Source organism: Streptomyces sp. NC-S4 (assembly GCF_054353315.1).
The window spans coordinates 7,942,511-7,961,536 of the sequence record NZ_CM135937.1 but is presented as its reverse complement, the minus strand read 5'-3'; the positions used below and the strand labels follow the sequence as shown (position 1 = coordinate 7,961,536).

The following is a 19,026-nucleotide window of genomic DNA, read 5'->3' as shown; positions in this document are numbered from 1 at the left end:
CGGTCTCAGCCGGCGAACGCCGTGGCGGCCAGGCCCTGTCCGGCCCCGGACACGACGAAGACACTGCCCGCGAGGGGTTCGTCGAATTCGGGCGCGCGCCGAGCCGTGGTGACGTAGAGGTCGGTCAGGTCCGGACCGCCGAAGCCGCACGCCGTGGTGAGCGCGGCGGGGAAGCGGATCTCCCGGTCGAGCGTGCCCCGGGGCGTGTACCGGCGGACCGCGCCGCCGCGGAACAGGGCCACCCACACGCCGCCGTCGGTGTCGACGCACAGGCCGTCGGGCACCCCGGCCGTGCCGGTCAGTTCGGCGAACGGACGCGGAGCGGAGGCCTCCCCCTCGGCGAGGTCGTAGTCGAGCACGTCGATCCGGCACGTGGGGGTGTCGACGAAGTACATCCGCCGGCCGTCCGGACTCCAGGCGATGCCGTTGCTCAGGCGGGTGCCGGAGAGCGCGCGGTGCGTCTCGCCCCGGGGCGAGACCCGGCCCAGCCAGCCCGGGGCGGACGGGCCGGCCATGGTGCCGACCCAGAGGCGGCCCCGCGCGTCGATGCCCGCGTCGTTGCCCCGTACTCCTTCGGCCGACCAGTCGGCGAGCGGGCGCAGCGAACCGTCGGGCTCGCGCACCGCCACCCCGTCGCGCATGCTGAGCACCAGGCCGCCGCCGGCCCGGGGCTTGGCGGCGGCGACGGGCTGTGCGAAGCGCAGGACCGTGTCGGTGCCGTCCGAGGGGCGCAGCCGGTGCACCTCGCTGCGGTTCATGTCGACCCACAGCAGCGTTCCGTCGGCCGGGTCCCAGGTCGGGCATTCGGCGAAGGCGGCCGCCGCGCGCAGCACCACCTCCACGCTCACCGCGCGGCCCCCGCCCGGCCCGCGTCCCCGGTCGTACCCGTGCTCGGGGACCACACGGCCTCGGCCGCGTCCAGCAGGACCGCCGCACCGTCACCGTCGAGGACGTCGGCGACCGGGAGTCCCAGATGGCGGAGCCGGCGCACGCTGTCCCGGCCACGGGTGGCGATGGCCGCGACGGGAGCGCCACCGAGGGCTTCGACCGTGCGGATCTCCGTCTCCAGGTCGGCGAGGGGCAGATGGTCCCAGTGGTAGCGCGAGGCGCGCTCGGGGTCGTGCGCGAAGATGACCGCGTCGGGCTGCGAGCCCTGGAGGATCGCGCTCGCCAGGCCGCCGAACGCCGGGTGCATGACGGACGCCTGCCCCTTGATGATCAGCAGGTCGTGGCGGGGGTCGGCCTGCTGCACCAGGTGCTCGACGAGACCGGCCGCCTGGAACACCGGTGTCCGGTCGATGATCGCGCCTTCGGTGCATCCGGCGAGCAGGCAGGTCTGGCCGGTTCCCACATAGCCCGAGTCGATCTCACGGGAAAGGGCTTCCCGATGTATCTGGAGAGCCGTGGTGCGCTTTCCGACGACGCAGTCGCTGCCCGCGACGTGAATCAGTTTGGCCCGGCTCCTGGGGACCCGTCCGGAATACTTGGGCAGCACGTCGTGCGGCCGCCTCACGTCGACAATGCGCTGCCCTTCCGAGAGCATCCCGGCAATCTCCGTTTCGAGCAGCCGCACATGAAGACAGGAAATGACGTGGAGGCCCCCGCGTACCGCGGTGCGTATCTCGTCCCACCAGAGGTCCGGCAGGTCGCCCGGATCTCTCGGCGTGTGCAGGAACTTACCGTCGAGCGACTCACCGAAATCGGACTCGGTCAGCGCCACCACCAATGCCTCGGGGCCGTATTTCATGGCCTCGGCGACGGACCCGACGACCGGGATGTCCGTCCCCGGCAGGACGGATGCCGAGGTCGGGTGGGGGTGGGAGCGGTCGACGACCGCGACGGGGCGGAGCACCGTACTGTGCCGGATCACCCCCTGGACGGTCTTTCCCTCGGGATGGGCGAATACTCCGTCGGCGAACAGGACAGCGGGGAGAGGCAATTGCGAGAATTCTGAAAGAAGCACGTGTCATCCTAACTATCGCGCCGGAGCGGCGTGCCCGGTCAAATGCCGTGCCTCCGAGTGGAGTTCGTCACGGAACGGGTCGAGCAGCGCGGCGACGGTCCCGTCGGGCCGTACGAGAACGGCACAGGGGTGGCTGAGTCGCAGCAGCGAATGGCCGATATCGTTCGCATCGGAAATCACGGTGACGCGAAGGCCCTCGTGCGCTTTCCGAAAGATATCGGCCACGCCCTGGACTTCCCTGCGGTGCCTGCCCGTCCCCGGGAACAGCAGCAACAGCGGCTCGGGAGAGCCCAGTTCGTCCCGCAGCCAGCGGCCGCGCTCCGCGTCGAGCGGCACGTCCGGCAGCCGCATCCCCGTCCGCAGATGGCCGGACCGCTGCCGCGGGCCCGGAAGCTCGAACGACAGCTGCGCCTGGCGCGGCACGACGACGCGGTTCAGGACACCGCTGCGGCCCGCGACCTCCAGCGCCGCGTCCCGGGCCCGCGCGCGCCAGCCGCTCATCATCCACATCCGGGTCTGCAGGTCGGTGTCGCCGACCACGGCCCGCGCGACCCCGAGCCGCTCCTCCTCCCACTGCGCCAGCACCGCCTCGTCCCACCGGCCCTCGCGCACCCCGGCGAGGCGCCAGGCCAGCGAAGCGGCGTCCTCGATACCGGTGTTCAGCCCCTGACCGCCCGCCGGGCTGTGGATGTGCGCGGCGTCTCCCGCCAGCAGCACCCGGCCGGACCGCAGCCGGTCGGCCACCTTGCGGTGCACCCGGAACACCCCGCTGCGCTGCTCACCGAGCAGCTCGATCGGCACCGGGCAGCGCTCGGACGCCGCGCGCTGCACGGCTTCGCGGGCGTCGTCCACCGCCAGGTCGGGCGCCGCGCTCACGAAGGTCCGGTACATGCCGCCCGGCAGCCCCACCACCACCAGCACTCCGGCGGGCGACATGAAGTAGTGGACCTCGTCATGGGCCAGCGAGGTGCGGACCGGCCCGTCCGTGAGCAGGAACTGCTGCGGGTAGGAACTGCCCCGGAAGGGCACTCCCAGTACCTCCCGGACCTTGCTGTGCGCGCCGTCGCAGCCGACGAGCCAGCCGACGCGTTCCGTCACCCGGCCCCGTGCCGTCTCCAGTTCGGCGCTCACCCCGGCGCCGTCCTGGGTGAAGGAGGTCAGGGCCGTCCCGAACTCGATGGTCCCGCCCAGCCCTCGGAAGGTGTCCCGCAGGACCGCCTCCGTCTCCTGCTGCGGGATCGACAGGGCGTACGGGTAGCGGGTGCGGCGCATGCCGCCGAACGCCAGCCGGGCGACCCGCTCCCCCTGCGAGTGGTAGTTCTGCGCGCGCAACACCACGCCGCGCCGGTGCAGTTCGTCCGCGGCGCCGAACCGGGCCAGGGCCTCGATGCCCCGCGGCCACAGGGCGATCGCCTTGGAGTGGGGGTTGGGGCGCTCGGAGCGGTCGACGACGCGCACCGGCACGCCGCGCCTGAGGAGTTCGATCCCCGTCACGAGACCCACCGGGCCCGCTCCGACGATGAGCACCTGCGACGTTTCGGTCATGATTCCACCTTCTGTACGGATGTCTCTTTAGGCGCAGCCGTGCGCTTCTTGCGGGGCAGAGCCGCTGGCCAGGGCCCCTGTGCGTGCTTGTATTCCAGCCGGTGAACGGCGATGCGCACGGTGTCGCCGACGTACTGACGGAGGGGCGGACAGCAGTGGCCGGCCAGATCTGTTTCTCGGTGCTCGGAGCCCTCGGTGTCTCCACGGGCGCCACTCCCCACACCCTGCGCGGCCCGATGGTGAACAAGGTGATGGCCCTGCTCCTGCTGCGGGCGGGCCAGGTGGTGGAGGTCGACACGTTCGTCGACGAGCTGTGGGAGGAGCGGCCCCCGCGCTGGGCGCTCAGCACCCTGCGCACGCACGTCTACCACCTGCGCCGTCAGCTCGACGAGGTCCTGGAGGCACCGGCCCAGCAGCTGCTGCGCACCAGCCGGTCCGGCTATCTCCTGGACATCGACCCCGAGCAGCTGGACGCCACCCGGTTCACCCGGCTCCTGCGGGAGGGCGAGCGGCTGCTCGCCCGGGACCGGCCGGACGAGGCCGTCGCCGCCTGCCGCGCGGGGCTGGCGCTGTGGCAGGGCCGCGCCCTGGCCACGGTGCGTCCGGGACGGGTTCTCGCCGGGCACGTCCAGTACCTGGAGGAGCTGCGCGTACGGGCCCACCAGGTGGGTGTCGAGGCGGAGATGCGCCGCGGCCGCCACACCCATCTCGTACCCGAACTGCGCGACCTGGTCGCCGCGCACCCCTTCAACGAGTGGTTCCACCACTCGTTGATCGAGTCCCTGCGGGAGTCGGGCCGGCGCGGTGAGGCGCGCAGCGCCTTCCAGGCGCTCAGGACCATGCTCCGCGACGAGCTGGGACTCGAACCGGCCGAGGGTCCGTCGTGGAGCGTGCCCGCGTGAGGACACCGCACACCCGCCGGGCATGGGCCTCCCCCTCCTTCTCCGTCTCGCTCCGCCTCGGGTCTGATCGTGGGGCGCCGCCATGAAAGCCCGATAAAAGTGAGGGGAGGAAAGGCCGGATGGACGGAATCTGTCACTTTGGAGGCAGGGAAGACCCCTCCGCGAGGAGTACGGGCGCCCCGGTCCTGGCGGTGCGGCCCGCGCGGGGTGTTGTCGCCGTCCTGCGCCTGCCGGGCGCGGACGCGGCCGGTCTGCACCCGGCGGAGCGGGCCCTGGTCCGGGGCAGCTCACCGGCCCGCCGCCGCGACTTCTCCGCGGGGCGCGCCGCGGCCGCCGCCGCCCTGCGGCTGCTGGGCCGGCCGGGACCGGTGCTGCGCGAGGCCCGGCGGCCCCTCTTCCCGGCGGGGGTGCGGGGATCCATCAGCCACTGCCGGGGCGCGGTCGCCAGTTGTCTGGCCACCACCCGGCCGGACGTGTCGGCCGTGGGGGTGGACGTCGAGCGCGTCGGGCGGCTCTCGCCGGAGACCGCCGGGCTCGTCTGCACCCCACGGGAGCGCGCGCTGCTGGCGGGCGGCGACCCGGGCGGGCGGCTCCTCACGGTGATGTTCTCGGCGAAGGAGGCCTTCTACAAGGCGGCCACCGCGCTGCCCCTCCCCCGCGAGCCGGTCTTCCACGACCTGGAGGTCCTCCCGGATCCCGGCCACGGCGGTGACAACGGCAACGAGCTGTGCCTGAGGCCCGCTCCCGGCCTCCTCCCCGACGGATGCACCGTCCGGGGCCAGATCCGCCACGTGGGCCCGTACGTCTGGACGACCGTCCTGCTGCGGTGACAGGGCGGCTCATCCCCTGTGCCTGGCCAGGGCGTTGTCCGGCCGGCGGGACGAATTAGGGTGACCTCATGGATCTACAGGGCGACCTCATGAAGCACCCATACGACGCCTACCGGCACCTGCGGGACACTGCGCCGGTACAGCGCATCGCGGGGCCCACCGGCGAACCGGCATGGCTCGTCACCCGATACGACGACGTGCGCTCGGCCCTCGCGGATCCACGGCTCTCCCTCGACAAGGCCAACGCCGCCGAGAGTTCGTACCGCGGCCTGTTCCTGCCGCCGGCCCTGGACGCCAACCTCCTCAACATGGATCCCCCGGACCACACCCGCCTGCGCAGGCTCGTCAGCCGCGCCTTCACGCCGCGCCGCGTGGAGGCGCTGCGCGCCCCGATCCGCCGGACCGCGGACGGGCTGCTCGACGCGCTCGGCACGGAGGGCCGCACCGATCTCATCGCCGCGTACGCGGCGCCGCTGCCCATCACCGTCATCTGCGATCTCCTCGGCGTCCCGGACGACCAGCGCAAGGACTTCCGCGCCTGGACCGGCGAGATGATCTCACCGGATCCCAGCCGCCCCCAGGGCGCCAAGCAGGCGGGCGCCGCCATGCTCGCGTTCTTCGCCGAGCTCATCGCCTACAAGCGCCGGCACCCTGCCGACGACCTGCTCTCCGACCTGATCGCGGTCCGCGACGGCGATGGCGACCGTCTCGGCGAGGACGAACTCCTGTCGCTCGCGTTCCTTGTACTCGGCGCCGGGTTCGAGAACACCGTCCAGCTCATCGGCAATGCGATACACGTGCTCCTGAACCATCCCGAGCACCTGGCACGCCTCCGCGCGGACCCCTCGAAGCTCCCCGGGGCGATCGAGGAACTGGCGCGCTACGAAGGACCGGCGCTGCTGGCGATCCGCCGCTTCGCCACCGAGGACGTGACGATCGCGGACGTCACCGTCCCGGCCGGGGACACCGTCCTGCTGTCGCTGTCCGCCGCCAACCGCGACCCCGCCCGTTTCTCCCACCCCGAACGGCTCGACTTCGAGCGCGACGCCTCCGGACACCTGGCGCTGGGCCACGGCATCCACTACTGCCTCGGCGCACCGCTGGCCCGCGCCGAGGCCGAGATCGCGCTGGCCGCGCTCCTCGAGCGGTTCGGCAGCCTGACGCCGGCCGAGGGCGAACCCCGGTGGCGGCCGTCCCTGCGGGCCCGTGGCCTGCTCGAGCTGCCGGTGGAGTACAAGGCCGCACAGCCGATCGGGGCCGAGCGGGGACCCGTCCGCTGAGCCGCCCGCCCGACCCGCCGGTCACACCGTGCCCGAGACCCGTCGCCGGACCTGGTCCTCCTGTGCGAGGCGCCGCAGCAGTTCGAACACCGGGGCGCAGATCGCGAAGACGATGACCGCCCGCTCGGCCAGGGCCACCGGGTCGTCCAGGCCGGCCGCGCGCTCCAGGTCGAGCCGGGCCACGGACTCGGCCAGCCGCGCGTAGGCGGCGAGTTCCCCCGGCGCGTACTGGGCGTCCAGCCGGCGCAGCTCCTCCAGCGCCACCGTCAGCCCCTTCACGTGCGGTGAGGTGCCGGGCGCCTGCCAGTCCAGCGCCGCGAGGAGCTCGGCCACCTCGGCAGCGGCGCTCGCGTCGGCCCCGGCCTCCTGCTCGTGGTCCGCGGCGGCTCCCTGCGCCGCCACCGGCACCGGGAGCGCGTAGCTGACCGCGCCGAGGGCGCTCTCCGAGCTGTGGGCCCGGTCGACCGCCCCGAGCACCTCACGGGTGGCGGCGATGGACAGGCCACCGAGCGTGGTCAGCGCCTTGATCAGCCGCAGGCGCTGCGCGTGCTCCTCCCCGTACTCGGCCAGGGTCGCGGCCGTCGCCCGCCCCGCGGGCAGCAGTCCCTGCCGCAGGAAGTACTTGATGCTGGCGACCGGTACGCCGGTCCGCCGGCTGAGCTCCGAGATCTTCATACGGCTTCCCTGCTGGTCGTGCGGTCCGGTATCCGGCATCGACGATTGGACACCACAGCAAGATACTGCCACTATCCAGTAACTGGATACCATGAGTATCCAGCCCCTGGACCGCCGCCGCACCGGAGAATCGATGCCTCATCCCACGCCCCCCTCCGTGCTCCGCCGACCCGCGCTGTGGATCGGAACGGGCCTCATCGCCGCAGTGGTCTCGATACTGTTCGCCCTGCTCTACGTGGGCGGCAACGTCAACCCCCGGGGCAACCTGCGCGACCTGCCCGTGGCCCTGGTCAACGCCGACACCGGCGCGGAGATGGGCGGCCGCCACGTGAACCTGGGCGAGCAGGTCGTCGCCGGCATCCGGAAGGCCGCCGAGGGCGACAAGAGCATCGACTGGCAGGTCGTCAGCCGCGCGGAGGCCGACAAGCGGCTGGGCCGGGGCAAGGTCTTCGGCGCCCTCGTCATACCCGCCGACTACTCCGCGACGGTGGCCGGGCTCACCGCCCCGCAGCCCGCGGCCCAGGGCAAGGCCGCGCCGCCGACCATGACCGTCCTGACCAACCAGGCGGCCGGCAGCATCGGCTCCTCCATGTCCTCCCAGGCCGCCCAGAAGGCCGCCCACGCCGCCTCGGCCCAGCTCGGCCAGGAACTCCTCAAGCAGGCCGGCGCCCAGAAGACCCCGCTGCCGACGGCCGCCCAGCTCAAGCTGGCCGACCCGGTGACCGTGACGGTCGCCGACGGCCACCCGGTCGGCGCCCGCAGCGCGATGGGTCTGAGCGCCTTCTACTACGCCCTGGTCCTGGTCGTCTGCGGCATGCTCGGCGCCAACGTGGTGAACTCCCAGGTCGACACCGCGCTCGGGTACCTGCACACCGATTACGGCCCGATCCGCAAGCGCGAGCCCGTCCGGCACACCAGCCGCGTGCGCACCCTCGCCATCGGCATCGCGCTCATGCTCGGCCTGTCCCTGGTGATGGGCACCCTGGTCGAGGTCGCCACGGTCGGCATCCTCGACATGGACGCCTCCCACCTCGGCCTGCTGTGGCTCTACTCGGTCGCCACCATCGCGGTGGTCGGCATCGGCAGCCTGGCCCTGTTCGCCGCCTTCGGCACGCCCGGCATGCTCCTGGCGACCATCGTCTTCGTGGCGATGGCCGTGCCCTCCTCCGGCGCCACCGTGCCCGTCCAGGCTCTCCCCGGGTTCTTCCGCGCCCTCGCCGAGTTCGAGCCGCTGCGCCAGATCACCGAGGGGCTGCGCTCCCTCCTCTACTACGGAGCCCAGGCCGACGCGGGCCTGACCCGGGCGTGGGCCTCGATGGGCGTCGCCCTCGTCGCCGCGCTGCTCTTCGGCTTCGCCGTCACCCGCCTCTACGACCGCAAGGGGCTGCACCGGATCCCGCACCCCGACGCCGAAGCCCCTGAGGCCCCGAAGTCCCCCGAGGCGACGGCCCCGGCCACGGCCTGAGCGGCCCGGACCGTCCGCGCGCCGGCGGTGTCACCGCCGGCGCGCGAGCGCCGTCATCGCGGCGAGGTCCGGCTCCGGACGGGCGACCGGGACCTCGGGCCGGAGCAGTTCGTGCTCGGTCTGGATCCGGAATACCGCATCGGCGAAGGAGCGCACCACCTCGCCGGTGACCGTGCCCCGCTCCGCGTGCTCGAGGAACTGCTCGCAGGCCTCCACGGCGCCCCCGCAGTCCTCGTCGAACTCGAACAGCGCACAGAGCGCGTCGACGGCGAGCTCACGCGAGGTCAGATGGCCGATCCCGCAGTCGAGCCCGTCATCGCGCAGGTCGTCGGGGTACGGAGCCCGGTGCCAGGAACCGTCCTCGAACCAGTAGACGCACTCGGCCCTTCCCCGCTCCAGAAGGTCGCGCACCCGATCGTCGCGCACCCACCCGGGAGCTCCGGCGAGGAGGTCGATCGGCGGCTCGTACCGCGCGACCCCGCTGGAGTCGTCCTGCCCGAAGAGAACGGCCCGGCCGCCATCGGCCCGGATCAGGACCCACCGGCTGCACGCGCCGTCGTCGTAGCGCAGCTCGTCGCTCCCGCCGAACCAGTACCCGTACCGGAAGCGTTCCTTCTCCTCCTCGGTGTTCCAGGTCGCCACGGCGAGCGCGGCCCAGCGGGCCCACAGCACGCTCGCTCCCGGAAGGTCCTCCGGCCGTCCCGGACGGCGGATCTTCATCCCCACCTCGTACTCCCCAGCAGTCGCATCCGGCCACCGACCCTATCGGCGGACCGGGAGGCGTTTCCGGACCGCGTGCAGGGGTGATAAGCATCCCGACGTCGCACATGTGCCAGCGGGGGGTGCCATGCGGTACGACCTGTCCGATCGCCTGGTGGTGGGGATCGCCTCCGGCGCCCTGTTCGACCTGGCCGACTGCGAGGCGGTGTTCCGGGAGCGGGGCGAGGACGCCTACCGGACCTACCAGGAGACCCATGTCGACGAACCGCTGGCCAAGGGGGTGGCGTTCCCCTTCGTCAGACGCCTGCTGTCGCTGAACGACCTCGCGGACCGGGCCGACCCCCTGGTCGAGGTCATCATCCTCTCCCGCAACGACCCCGACACCGGGATGCGCGTCATGCGTTCGATCACCGCGCACGACCTGCCGATCAGCCGGGCGGTGTTCCGGCAGGGCCGTCCCTCGCACCAGTTCATGCCGGCCCTCAACATGTCGCTGTTCCTGTCGGCCGACGGGCCCGACGTCAGGGACGCGGTGGCGGCCGGGCTGCCCGCGGGACACGTCCTCAAGACGGGTCGGATCGACGACGAGGCCGACCCGGAGCTCCGGATCGCGTTCGACTTCGACGGAGTGGTGGCGAGCGACGCGGCCGAGCAGGTCTACCAGCGGGGTGGAATCGACGAGTTCCGCGCGTACGAGGTCGGGCACGCCACCACCCCGCACGATCCGGGACCGCTGCGGGACTTCCTGGCGGGCGTCAACCGGGTCCAGCGCCTCGAGGAGGAGCGGCGGCGGGAGGGCTGCGGATACCGGCCCCGGCTGCGCGTGTCGCTGGTCACCGCTCGGGACGCGCCCGCCCATGAACGCGCCCTGCTGAGCCTCAAGCAGTGGGGGCTGCGGGTCAACGACGCCTTCTTCCTCGGCGGCATCGACAAGGCCGCGGTCCTGAAAGCCCTCGACCCGCACATCTTCTTCGACGACCAGGTCGCCAACCTCGACGGCACCGCACCCGGCACGCCGAGCGTCCACGTACCCTTCGGGGCGGTCAATTCGCCACCCGCCGCGCCGTCCTGAGCGGCCGCCGCGGCCGGGGTGGTCACTCCAGGAGGCCTGCCAGGTGTGCGTGAAGGACCTCGTGCGCCTCGTGCGGGGTGAGGTGACCGATGAGGACGTGCGTGGTGAGGCCGTCCGCCAGGGCGAGGAGCGTACGGGCCTCGCGTCGCGGATCGAGGGGCACCGTGCGGTCGGCGCCCCCGCCGGCCTCCGCGACGAGGCGCGCGAACGCCTCCTGCAGCGCGGCGTAGTTCGCCCTCAGCGTGCCCGCCAGCGCCTCGCTGACGGCCGCCTGCGCTACGAAGGCGAGCCAGACCCTGGCCTCGGCACGCTGCTCCTCCCGGAGCAGTGAGATCTCGGTGGCCGCGAGCCCGAGGGCAGTGGCCGCCGACTGGGCCGGGCTCCGGACGAGGCGGGCCCCGACGCGCTCGCCGATCCGCTCGCCGATGTACCCGAGAGCGAACACGAGCATCTCTTCCTTGGTGCGGAAGCACCGCTGGACGGCCCCCATGGACACCTGCGCGCGGGCGGCGACATCGCGCAGGGTCACGCCCTCCAGCCCGCGCTCGTCGGCGAGCCGGCAGACGGCCTCGGCGATGAGACGGCGTCGGCTCTCGTGATCCACCTGCCTGGGCATGCCCGCCCTCCCCGTTCCACGGTGCTCCGCTTCGCCGCCCAGTTTATTCGATGCGGCCGTATCGAATCCAAGAGTACGATGCGATTCCGATGCAAGCGCATCGGTACGTACCCGGACGAGGAAGGTGGGGCCATGCGGGACGCCCTGTGGCAGATGCCGGCCACCGCGCAGACGGAAGCCGTGCGCACCGCGGAGGTTTCGGCGCTCGAACTGATCGACAGTCACCTCGATCGCATCGCCGAGGTCAATCCGCGGGTGAACGCGGTCACGCAGCTCCTCGCGGAGCGCGCTCGTGAGGCCGCGGCGCGGCTGGACCGCCGGCGGGCCGCCGGTGAAGCGCTGGGACCGCTCGCGGGCGTGCCGTTCACCGTGAAGGAGAGCACCGCCGTCGAAGGCGTGCCGACCACGTTCGGCACGGAGCGCTTCCGCGATCTGGTGGCGCCCGCCGACGCACCGCCGGTGGCCCGGCTGCGGGCGGCCGGGGCCATCCCCATCGGGCACAGCAACATCCCCACCCTGATCCTGGCGGGGATGCACACGCGCAGCGAGCTGTTCGGCGACACGGTCAACCCGTGGGACAGCAGCCGGACGCCGGGCGGCTCCAGCGGGGGCGACGCGGTGGCCGTCGCCACGGGCATGGCGGCGCTCGGGCTCGGCAACGACTCCGGCGGGTCGGTGCGCATCCCGGCCCAGTTCTGCGGTGTGGCCGGGCTGAAGCCGTCCACGGGCCGGTTCCCCGCCGACCACCGCGTCCTCGGCCCGGAGGACCCCGGCCCGGCGTCCCAGCTGCTGGTCACCGACGGCCCGCTGGCCCGGAGCGTGGGCGATCTGAGGCTCGCGTACGAGGTGCTGGCCGGAACCGATCCGCGGGACCCGCGCGCCGTGCCGGTGCCCGCCTACGGCGAACCGCTCCCCGGGCGCGTGAAGGTCGCGGTCGTGGCGGACCCCGGCGGACACGGTGTCCATCCGACGGTCCGCGGAGCCGTCGGGGCGGCGGCCGACGCGCTGCGCGACGCCGGATACGACGTGCGCGAGGTGGCGGACGTACCGCGGCTGGACGAGGCCCTCGAAGCCTACGGCCGCATCACCGTGACCGAGTTCGCCCCGGCCTGGCCGGTGGTGCGCAGGCTGCTCGGCGAGGGCGGGGACCGCTACATCGGGATGGCGATGGAGCGGACCCCGCCCGTGAGCGCCGACGTCCTCATGAAGCTCATGGGCAGCTGGCTGGGCATCCGCCGCTCCTGGGCCGAGTTCCTCGACGAGCACCCGCTGCTGCTCGGCCCGGTCTTCACCGAGCCGCCCGTCGAGCCGGGACTGGAGTCGCGGGACCGGCCGGGCCGGGACCGCGTCGGGTCGGGGATGCGGCTGTGCACCGTGACCAGCTTCGTGGGCGTGCCCGGGGTGGCCGTGCCGACCGGAACGGCCGACGGACTCCCCTGCGGGGTCCAGATCGTCGGGCGGGCGTTTCGCGAGGACCTGTGCCTGGACGCGGCCCAGGCGATCGAGGACCGGCTCGGCGTCCTCACACCGGTCGACCCCCGCGCGGGAGCCGGCCGGTCCGGTCGAACCCTCGCGCCGTAGGTGCCGGTACGCGGCCGCGGGGTGCGCCGGTGGCGGCGGAGGCCCTGGCAGCGGCGCAGAAGTACCCCGCCGGTACGGTGCCCGTGCTCACGGAGCCGACGTTCGCGACGCGGCGGGCGCGGCCGCGCTGTCGGCAAAGAGGACTCCGACCCTGAAGGCGACGGGGAAGCGCGCCGACCGAACCGGACGGCCGGCGGTTCGCGCCTTTCTGTTACCGGCCCATGACATTCCAGTACTTTTGAACACGATCAACAATCGCTAGTTTATTGAACATGATCAAAAGTGAGTACGGTGCATGGGTGGCCGAGTTCGAGGCCGAGCGGGAGCGCCGGGCGGTTCTGGGCGACCCCGGCTGGGACAAGGGCGCGCGCTTGCCGGCCGAAATCGTCCGCAGCATCCAGAAGTTCCAGGTCGGCGAGGACGGCGACGGCTCCGCACTCTGCGGCAAGGCCGACCTCGCCGGTGACCCGGTCTACTCCGAGGCGGTCCGGCTCTTCATCGCCGAGGAACAGAACCACGCACGGATGCTGAAGCTGCTGTTGGCGGCCGGCGGGGCCGACACCCTCGACGGGCACTGGAGCGACGCGGCCTTCGTCCGGATCCGGCGGCTCCTCGGACTGCGGGTGGAACTGCTGGTGCTGATGGTCGCCGAAGTCGTGGCCCTGGGGTACTACCAGGCCCTGCGCGACGGCGCCGACGACCCGCTGACCGCCGAGGTCGCGGGCCGGATCCTGGCGGACGAGGAACGGCACGTCCCCTTCCACTGCCTGCGCCTGCGGGAGGGGCTCGCCGGGCTGCCCCGGCCCGCCCGCCGGGCGGTGACGGCGGGTTGGCGCGGACTGCTCGCCGGCGCCGCCGGCCTGGTCGCGGTGGACCACGGTCCGGCCCTGCGGACCCTGGGGGTGGGCCGCGGCGCCTTCGTGGCGCAGACCCTGCGCTCCTCCGCGTGGATGGCCCGCGCGATGTCGGGCGGCGGCCCGGTGCCCGCACCGGCGCGGCCGGTCGCGGGCGTGTAGTCCCGTACGCCGAGCGCCCGCCCGCCCCTTGGGGGCCGGAGATCACATCGAGGTGCGGGTGGCGGCCGCGGTGGCCGCCGGGCGCTTCGACACCCGCTCGGCTCCGCTGCCGTCCGCACCCAGGCCCGCGAGCAGCCGCAGTCCGTCCTCGGCGGGACTGCCCGGGGCCGCGGACAACACCAGCAGCTCCATGCCGGATTCACCCGGTAGCGCGAAGTTCTCCTGGTGCAGTTCCAGCCGTCCCACCAACGGGTGCCGGTACGCCTTGAGTCCGTGGGTGCGGGCGCGCACGTCCGCGCGGGCCCAGAGCCGCCGGAAGCGCTCGCTTCCCATCGCCAGCTCACCGATGAGCGAGGCCAGGCGGGGGTCCTCGGGGTACTGGCCGGCGGCCAGCCGGAGGTGGCCGACCACGTCGAGGGTGCATCGCTCCCAGTCCGCGTACAGACCGCGCTCCGCCTCCTCCAGGAAGATGTGCCGGGCGGTGTTCAGGCCCGGCAGCGGCCGGCCGTAGAGGAGCCCGGCGAGTCGGTTCCCGGCGAGCACGTCCAGGCGGTGGTCCATGATCAGCGCGGGTGCGCCGACGACCAGGTCGAGGACGCGCAGCACCTCCGGCCGGACCCTCCCCCGGCCTCCGGCCGGTGAGCCCCCCTTGCCCGGTGCCTTGGCCCGGCGGCGGCTCTGCCGGGCGAGCCTGCAGAGGTGCCCTCGTTCGGTCTCGTCGAGGCCGAGGACGCCGGCGAGGGCGTCGAGGACCTGCTCGGAGGGCTGGGTCGCGCGGCCCTGCTCCAGTCGTACGTAGTAGTCGACGCTGACGCCGGACAGGTGCGCGACCTCCTCGCGGCGCAGGCCCGCCACCCGGCGGCGGCGGTCGACGGGGATGCCGGCGGCCGCCGGGTCGACCCGGGAGCGCCGGGTCCGCAGGAAGCCCGCAAGATCGTCCATGGCTCCCAGTATGGCTTCGGCGGCGCCGGTGAGGGTGGTCCTGTCAGTACCAGGAACTCCGGTCCGACGGAAGGAGCGCCCCTGAACGCCGGGCGCCGCCGCGGCCAGGATCGGTCCATCCGATCCGAAGGAGTTCCCGTGAAGACGCTGATCGTCCACGCCCACCCCGAGCCGAAGTCGCTCAACGGCTCGCTGAAGGACCTCGCGGTGTCCACCTTGGAGACCGCCGGGCACGAGGTACGGGTGAGCGATCTGTACGCGATGAACTGGAAGGCGGTCGTGGACGCCGCGGACTACGGCCCCCACGCGTCGAGTCCGTTGCGCGTCGCCCTGGATTCGGGCCGGGCCTTCGACGCCGGGACGCTCACCCCGGACGTCCTCGCCGAGCAGGAGAAGCTGCTGTGGGCCGACACGATCGTCTTCCAGTTCCCGCTGTGGTGGTACAGCATGCCCGCGATCCTCAAGGGCTGGGTGGACCGGGTGTTCACCTACCGCTTCGCCTACGGCGTCGGCGAGCACAGCGACACCAAGTACGGTGAGCGCTTCGGCGAAGGCACCCTCGCGGGCCGCCGGGCCCTGCTGTCGGTGACCGTCGGCGGCCCGGAGTCGCACTACTCGCCCCGCGGGATCAACGGCCCCATCGAGGACCTGCTGTTCCCGTTCCAGCACGGCATCCTCTACTACCCGGGCATCGATGTGCTGCCGCCGTTCGTCCTGCACGGCACCGACCGGATGACCGACGAGGACTACGCGGACGCCGCCAGGGCCTGGCAGCAGCGCCTGCTCACCCTGGAGTCGACCGAGCCGATCGCGTTCCGGCGGCAGAACTTCGGTGACTACGAGATCCCCTCCCTGCACCTCAAGGAGGGCCTGGAGCCCGCGGGCCGCACGGGCTTCGGCCTCCACGTACGCGGCTGAGCCCGTGCCGCCGGGACCACGGGGCCGGTCACCGCCCGGGAAGTCCGGGCGGGGTCGGGCGGTTCAGCGCCCGGGCGAGCTCCGGGGCGTGGGCGGCGAAGGGGCCGAGGTCCGTCGCCCTGGGGTAGGCGGGGTGGTCCCGGTAGGTGTCCAGCCGGTCCAGTGCGCGCAGGCCGTAGTACGCGGACGGCTCCGCCGCCGCAGCGCGTACGGGGTGGGCGGTCCCGGCGGTGACCGCGGGGAGGGTCTGCTCGAAGAGGGCCCGGCAGGCCCGGATGCCGCGCAGCATGACCTGGTGGTAGCGGTCCTCGGGCCCGACGGGGAAGCGGTGTTCGGCCAGGACCGGGCCGGTGTCGATGCCCGCGTCGACCTCGTGGAGGGTGGCGCCGTACTCCGTGTCGCCGTGCAGCAGGGCGAACAGGACGGCGACGGAGGGCAGTCCGCGATGCCGTGGCAGCAGTCCGTTGTGGATGTTGAGGATGCGCAGCCCGTCGGCCCGGAGCAGGGGTTCCCGGAAGATCTGCCGGTTGTTGAGGGACCAGACGATGCCGTCGGTGCAGGCCCGGGCCAGCGAGTCGGCGTGGGCGTTGACGTCCGCGGCCGCGAGGTGGGGCGCGCCGGCGGCCGCGGCGTCCAGCGGGTCGGCGGAGCAGACGAGGTCGACCGCGTGGCCGCGGGTGGCCGCGTGGGTGACGGCGCGGCGGAGCAGGGCTCCCTCTCCGACGAAGATCATGCGGGCACCTCCTCCCGGGCGGCGGCCAGGTGCTCGCAGACCTGCTCCAGCGTCAGGTCGCGCACGAGGCAGTCGAGACGGCCGGTGAAACGCGTGGCCTGACCCGGGGTCAGCAGGTCCGAGGAGACGGCGGTGAGCATCTCGACGAGGGCCAGGGAATCGCCGCCGAGGGCGTGGAACTCGGAGTCCGCCGACAGCTGCGCGCCGTCGACGCCGAGGACCTCCGCCCAGTGGTGCCTGACCCGTTCCTCCAGGGTGCCGGGGGCGGGTACGCCCGGCGCGGCGTGGGCGAAGGGGTCGGGGAGGGCGTCGAGATCGGCCTTGCCGCTGACCGTGCTGGGCAGGGCGTCGATCACGAGGACCTGGGCGGGAACGAGGTACGCGGGGAGTCTCCGGGTGAGCTCGGTCCGCAGGGCCCCGGCCAGCTCCGCGCGGACGGCGGGGTCGTCGTCGGCCGGCAGTACGTACGCGCAGAGCACGGCCGCCGTGGAGTGCGGGCGGCGGCGGGGCACGACGACGGCGCGGTGCACGGCCGGATGGGCTTCGAGGGCGGCGACGACCTCGGCGGGATCGACGCGGTGCCCGGCGATCTTCACCTGTTCGTCGATGCGCCCCGCGAACTCGACGCCGCCGTCGGCCAGTCGGCGTCCGAGGTCTCCGGTGCGGTAGGTCCGGACGCCGTCGGGGCCGGTGCCGAAGGGCGAAGGACGGCCGTCGGACGGACCCAGGTAGCCGCGGGCCACCTGGACCCCGCGTACGACGATCTCGCCGGTGCGGCCGGTGTCGCCCGGTCCGCAGCCGATGGTCTCGCCGTCCTCGGCGACGAGGTCGACCCGGGCGTACGGGCCGGGGAGGCCGATCGGGACGGTGGCGCCGCTCTCCCCGCCGTCCACGGTGTGGGCGAGTACGGCGACGGTCGCCTCGGTGGGCCCGTACGCGTTGATCACCCGGCAGTCGGACCCGAAGGCGGCGTGCGCGGACCGTACGGCGGTGGGGGTGAGGGGCTCGCCGCCCAGCAGCAGGGTGCGCGGGCGCGGGCGGTGCGTCGGGCCGTTGCCCGCGGGGCCGTTGCCCGCGGCGCCGAGGAGGGCCAGGTGGGAGGGCGTGAGCGCGAGGGCGTCGGCACCGTGCTCGGTGACCAGCTCGCGCAGGGTGGCGGGCGAGGGCCTGCCGGGGGCGAGGACGGCCGTACCGCCGGCCAGCAGCGGCAGGAAGAGGGGGAAGCACGAGATGTCGAAGGCGTAGGAGGAGGCGAAGCCGAAGCGCGTGCCGGCGGTCACCCTGCAGACGCCGGTCATCCAGCGCACGAATCCCATGAGGCTGCCGTGTTCGATCTGCACGCCCTTGGGGCGTCCGGTGGAACCGGAGGTGTGGATGACGTAGGCGAGGTCAGCGGGCCGTACGTCCGCCGGGGCGGCGGATCCGGCCGCGGGCGCGTCCTGGCCGGGGGCGCCGTCGAGGAGGTCTTCGACGGCGAGCAGGGTTCCCGGCACGAAGGGGGCGAGTTCCTCCACCAGGTGTCGTCCGGTCAGGCACAGACCGGTCGCGGAACCCCGGAGGATCTCCGCGATCCGCGCGCCGGGATGGCCGGGGTCGAGCGGCACGTAGGCGGCGCCCGCCTTGAGGATGCCCCACAGGGCGCTCACTCCGGCGGGCGTGCGGTCGACGACCAGTCCCACCAGGTCCTCGCGTCCCACGCCACGGCGGCGGAGCCCGGCCGCGACGGTGTCGGAGCGCCGGTCGAGTTCGGCGTACGTGACCTGGCCCGCGGGCCCGTCGAGCGCGGGCGCGTCGGGGGTGCGGGCGGCCTGGGCGCGGAAGGCGTCCACGACGGTGAGCTCGGGAACGGCCGGGTCCGGGACGGCGGGGTCCGGAACAGCCGGGTCCGGGACGGCCGGAGCCGGGACCGCCGGAGCCGGGACCGCCGGAGCCGGGACCGCCGGAGCCGGGACCGCCGGAGCCGGGACCGCCGGAGCCGGGACCGCCGGAGCCGGGACCGCCGGAGCCGGGACCGCCGGAGCCGGGACCGCCGGAGCCGGGACCGCCGGAGCCGGGACCGCCGGAGCCGGGACCGCCGGAGCCGGGACCGCCGCCCGGAGTACGGGGTCCGCGGCCACGGCCTCCGCCTCGACGGGGCCGTGCCCCGCGGTCGGTTCGAGGCCGGCCAGGACCGTGTCCAGCAACCGCGCGGCGCGGGCGCCGAGATCCGGTCCCCCGCCCCGGACGCCCAGCGTGATCTCGGTCGCCGTGCCGCTCTCGGCAGCGACGAAGGAGAGCGGGACCAGCGGGGCGTGCACCGGCAGTGCGTAGGTCGTGGACGCCGTGAAACCGCCGCCGGAGAAGTCCGCCGGGTCCAGGCGGCCGAGGTGGGAGACGACGGCCGAAGCGAGGTGCCGGTCGGTGCGGGAGGCCACGGCCTGGGCGGTGCGCAGCAGGGCCGCGGTCACGGGCCGCGGGAGCGGCGCGAGGGCCGTTTCGAATCCGGCGGCGAGTTCGCGGTTGCCCGCCAGGGCGGTCAGCAGGCGGGTGTGCGCGGCCGCCCAGTCCTCCCCCGGGCGCAGATCCAGGAACAGCGGCAGGCTCAGGTTGCCCGTGGCCGCGATCCCGGGCCGGTGGCGGCGCAGGTCGACGGGGACCATGACGCGGGTGTCGAGCCCTGCGGCGTCGGCCAGGGCCTGGGCGAGGCGGGCGGTGAGCGCGGGCCGGCGGCCGGGCAGGGTGCGGCGCAGCCACAGCGTCCGCAGCGGGCGGCCGCCGGCGTCGGCCGG

Annotated in this window: 17 protein-coding genes and 1 pseudogene; 8 read left to right on the top strand and 10 right to left on the bottom strand. The window is 73.7% G+C overall.

The window, feature by feature from the left end:
• Positions 1-5 precede the first annotated feature (5 nt).
• From ACXNSR_RS35600 to ACXNSR_RS35590, 3 genes are read right to left on the bottom strand one after another with little or no spacing between them, the layout of a single operon-like run.
• Complete coding sequence (locus ACXNSR_RS35600; RefSeq protein ID WP_458639448.1) at positions 6-848, bottom strand: SMP-30/gluconolactonase/LRE family protein; 843 nt, start codon at positions 846-848, stop codon at positions 6-8.
• Positions 845-1,939 (bottom strand): DUF1611 domain-containing protein, encoded by a 1,095-nt coding sequence (locus ACXNSR_RS35595; RefSeq protein WP_458639447.1) that lies wholly within the window; start codon positions 1,937-1,939, stop codon positions 845-847. Before ACXNSR_RS35595 ends, ACXNSR_RS35600 begins: the two co-directional genes overlap by 4 nt.
• Before the next feature lie 36 nt (positions 1,940-1,975).
• Positions 1,976-3,508, bottom strand: coding sequence for an FAD-dependent monooxygenase (locus ACXNSR_RS35590; protein WP_458639446.1), 1,533 nt, complete (start codon positions 3,506-3,508; stop codon positions 1,976-1,978).
• A 101-nt stretch (positions 3,509-3,609) separates the two neighbouring features.
• Between ACXNSR_RS35590 and ACXNSR_RS35585 the strand changes: the two genes are divergently transcribed.
• From ACXNSR_RS35585 to ACXNSR_RS35575, 3 genes are all read left to right on the top strand, one after another.
• Positions 3,610-4,410 carry an AfsR/SARP family transcriptional regulator gene (locus ACXNSR_RS35585; protein WP_458639445.1) on the top strand — a complete coding sequence of 267 codons (801 nt, stop codon included), beginning with the start codon at positions 3,610-3,612 and terminating at the stop codon, positions 4,408-4,410.
• Positions 4,411-4,529: 119 nt separating this feature from the next.
• The gene (locus ACXNSR_RS35580) at positions 4,530-5,240 is read left to right on the top strand and encodes a 4'-phosphopantetheinyl transferase family protein (protein ID WP_458639444.1); all 711 of its coding nucleotides are present in this window, start codon (positions 4,530-4,532) and stop codon (positions 5,238-5,240) included.
• Between the two features lie 68 nt (positions 5,241-5,308).
• Positions 5,309-6,520, top strand: coding sequence for a cytochrome P450 family protein (locus ACXNSR_RS35575; RefSeq protein ID WP_458639443.1), 1,212 nt, complete (start codon positions 5,309-5,311; stop codon positions 6,518-6,520).
• 21 nt (positions 6,521-6,541) lie between these two features.
• Here ACXNSR_RS35575 and ACXNSR_RS35570 read toward each other — a convergent pair whose 3' ends face one another.
• Positions 6,542-7,195 (bottom strand): MerR family transcriptional regulator, encoded by a 654-nt coding sequence (locus ACXNSR_RS35570; protein ID WP_458639442.1) that lies wholly within the window; start codon positions 7,193-7,195, stop codon positions 6,542-6,544.
• A 133-nt stretch (positions 7,196-7,328) separates the two neighbouring features.
• On the opposite strand from ACXNSR_RS35570, the gene ACXNSR_RS35565 reads away from it, so the two are divergent.
• Positions 7,329-8,660 (top strand): YhgE/Pip domain-containing protein, encoded by a 1,332-nt coding sequence (locus ACXNSR_RS35565; RefSeq protein WP_458643482.1) that lies wholly within the window; start codon positions 7,329-7,331, stop codon positions 8,658-8,660.
• Positions 8,661-8,690: 30 nt separating this feature from the next.
• Here ACXNSR_RS35565 and ACXNSR_RS35560 read toward each other — a convergent pair whose 3' ends face one another.
• Positions 8,691-9,380 (bottom strand): hypothetical protein, encoded by a 690-nt coding sequence (locus tag ACXNSR_RS35560; RefSeq protein ID WP_458639441.1) that lies wholly within the window; start codon positions 9,378-9,380, stop codon positions 8,691-8,693.
• A 127-nt stretch (positions 9,381-9,507) separates the two neighbouring features.
• On the opposite strand from ACXNSR_RS35560, the gene ACXNSR_RS35555 reads away from it, so the two are divergent.
• Positions 9,508-10,452, top strand: coding sequence for a 5'-nucleotidase (locus tag ACXNSR_RS35555; protein ID WP_458639440.1), 945 nt, complete (start codon positions 9,508-9,510; stop codon positions 10,450-10,452).
• A gap of 22 nt (positions 10,453-10,474) precedes the next feature.
• Here ACXNSR_RS35555 and ACXNSR_RS35550 read toward each other — a convergent pair whose 3' ends face one another.
• A complete protein-coding gene (locus tag ACXNSR_RS35550; RefSeq protein ID WP_458639439.1) occupies positions 10,475-11,068 on the bottom strand; it encodes a TetR/AcrR family transcriptional regulator in 594 nt (197 codons plus the stop codon).
• Between the two features lie 132 nt (positions 11,069-11,200).
• On the opposite strand from ACXNSR_RS35550, the gene ACXNSR_RS35545 reads away from it, so the two are divergent.
• Entirely contained in the window at positions 11,201-12,649 is a 1,449-nt protein-coding gene (locus tag ACXNSR_RS35545; RefSeq protein ID WP_458639438.1) for an amidase, read from the top strand.
• A gap of 272 nt (positions 12,650-12,921) precedes the next feature.
• Entirely contained in the window at positions 12,922-13,665 is a 744-nt protein-coding gene (locus tag ACXNSR_RS35540; protein WP_458639437.1) for a ferritin-like domain-containing protein, read from the top strand.
• A 42-nt stretch (positions 13,666-13,707) separates the two neighbouring features.
• Here ACXNSR_RS35540 and ACXNSR_RS35535 read toward each other — a convergent pair whose 3' ends face one another.
• Positions 13,708-14,607 carry a helix-turn-helix transcriptional regulator gene (locus ACXNSR_RS35535; RefSeq protein WP_458639436.1) on the bottom strand — a complete coding sequence of 300 codons (900 nt, stop codon included), beginning with the start codon at positions 14,605-14,607 and terminating at the stop codon, positions 13,708-13,710.
• Between the two features lie 138 nt (positions 14,608-14,745).
• On the opposite strand from ACXNSR_RS35535, the gene ACXNSR_RS35530 reads away from it, so the two are divergent.
• Positions 14,746-15,525 (top strand): NAD(P)H-dependent oxidoreductase, encoded by a 780-nt coding sequence (locus ACXNSR_RS35530; protein WP_458639435.1) that lies wholly within the window; start codon positions 14,746-14,748, stop codon positions 15,523-15,525.
• Positions 15,526-15,553: 28 nt separating this feature from the next.
• Here the strand turns inward: ACXNSR_RS35530 and ACXNSR_RS35525 are convergent, their stop codons facing one another.
• The 3 genes and pseudogenes from ACXNSR_RS35525 to ACXNSR_RS35515 all read right to left on the bottom strand — a co-directional run.
• A complete protein-coding gene (locus ACXNSR_RS35525; protein ID WP_458639434.1) occupies positions 15,554-16,258 on the bottom strand; it encodes a formyltransferase family protein in 705 nt (234 codons plus the stop codon).
• Positions 16,255-18,087 (bottom strand): non-ribosomal peptide synthetase, encoded by a 1,833-nt coding sequence (locus ACXNSR_RS35520; protein WP_458643481.1) that lies wholly within the window; start codon positions 18,085-18,087, stop codon positions 16,255-16,257. The genes ACXNSR_RS35525 and ACXNSR_RS35520 overlap by 4 nt, the downstream gene beginning before the upstream one ends.
• A 119-nt stretch (positions 18,088-18,206) precedes the next feature.
• Positions 18,207-18,464, bottom strand: a pseudogene (locus ACXNSR_RS35515) (pentapeptide repeat-containing protein); the annotation flags it as partial.
• Positions 18,465-19,026: the final 562 nt, after the last annotated feature.

Coding starts and splice junctions, on each gene's coding strand:
- ACXNSR_RS35590 (WP_458639446.1), bottom strand. CDS start 3,508: ATGACCGAAACGTCGCAGGTGCTCATCGTCGGAGCGGGCCCGGTGGGT.
- ACXNSR_RS35580 (WP_458639444.1), top strand. CDS start 4,530: ATGGACGGAATCTGTCACTTTGGAGGCAGGGAAGACCCCTCCGCGAGG.
- ACXNSR_RS35575 (WP_458639443.1), top strand. CDS start 5,309: ATGGATCTACAGGGCGACCTCATGAAGCACCCATACGACGCCTACCGG.
- ACXNSR_RS35570 (WP_458639442.1), bottom strand. CDS start 7,195: ATGAAGATCTCGGAGCTCAGCCGGCGGACCGGCGTACCGGTCGCCAGC.
- ACXNSR_RS35565 (WP_458643482.1), top strand. CDS start 7,329: ATGCCTCATCCCACGCCCCCCTCCGTGCTCCGCCGACCCGCGCTGTGG.
- ACXNSR_RS35560 (WP_458639441.1), bottom strand. CDS start 9,380: ATGAAGATCCGCCGTCCGGGACGGCCGGAGGACCTTCCGGGAGCGAGC.
- ACXNSR_RS35555 (WP_458639440.1), top strand. CDS start 9,508: ATGCGGTACGACCTGTCCGATCGCCTGGTGGTGGGGATCGCCTCCGGC.
- ACXNSR_RS35550 (WP_458639439.1), bottom strand. CDS start 11,068: ATGCCCAGGCAGGTGGATCACGAGAGCCGACGCCGTCTCATCGCCGAG.
- ACXNSR_RS35545 (WP_458639438.1), top strand. CDS start 11,201: ATGCGGGACGCCCTGTGGCAGATGCCGGCCACCGCGCAGACGGAAGCC.
- ACXNSR_RS35540 (WP_458639437.1), top strand. CDS start 12,922: ATGATCAAAAGTGAGTACGGTGCATGGGTGGCCGAGTTCGAGGCCGAG.
- ACXNSR_RS35535 (WP_458639436.1), bottom strand. CDS start 14,607: ATGGACGATCTTGCGGGCTTCCTGCGGACCCGGCGCTCCCGGGTCGAC.
- ACXNSR_RS35525 (WP_458639434.1), bottom strand. CDS start 16,258: ATGATCTTCGTCGGAGAGGGAGCCCTGCTCCGCCGCGCCGTCACCCAC.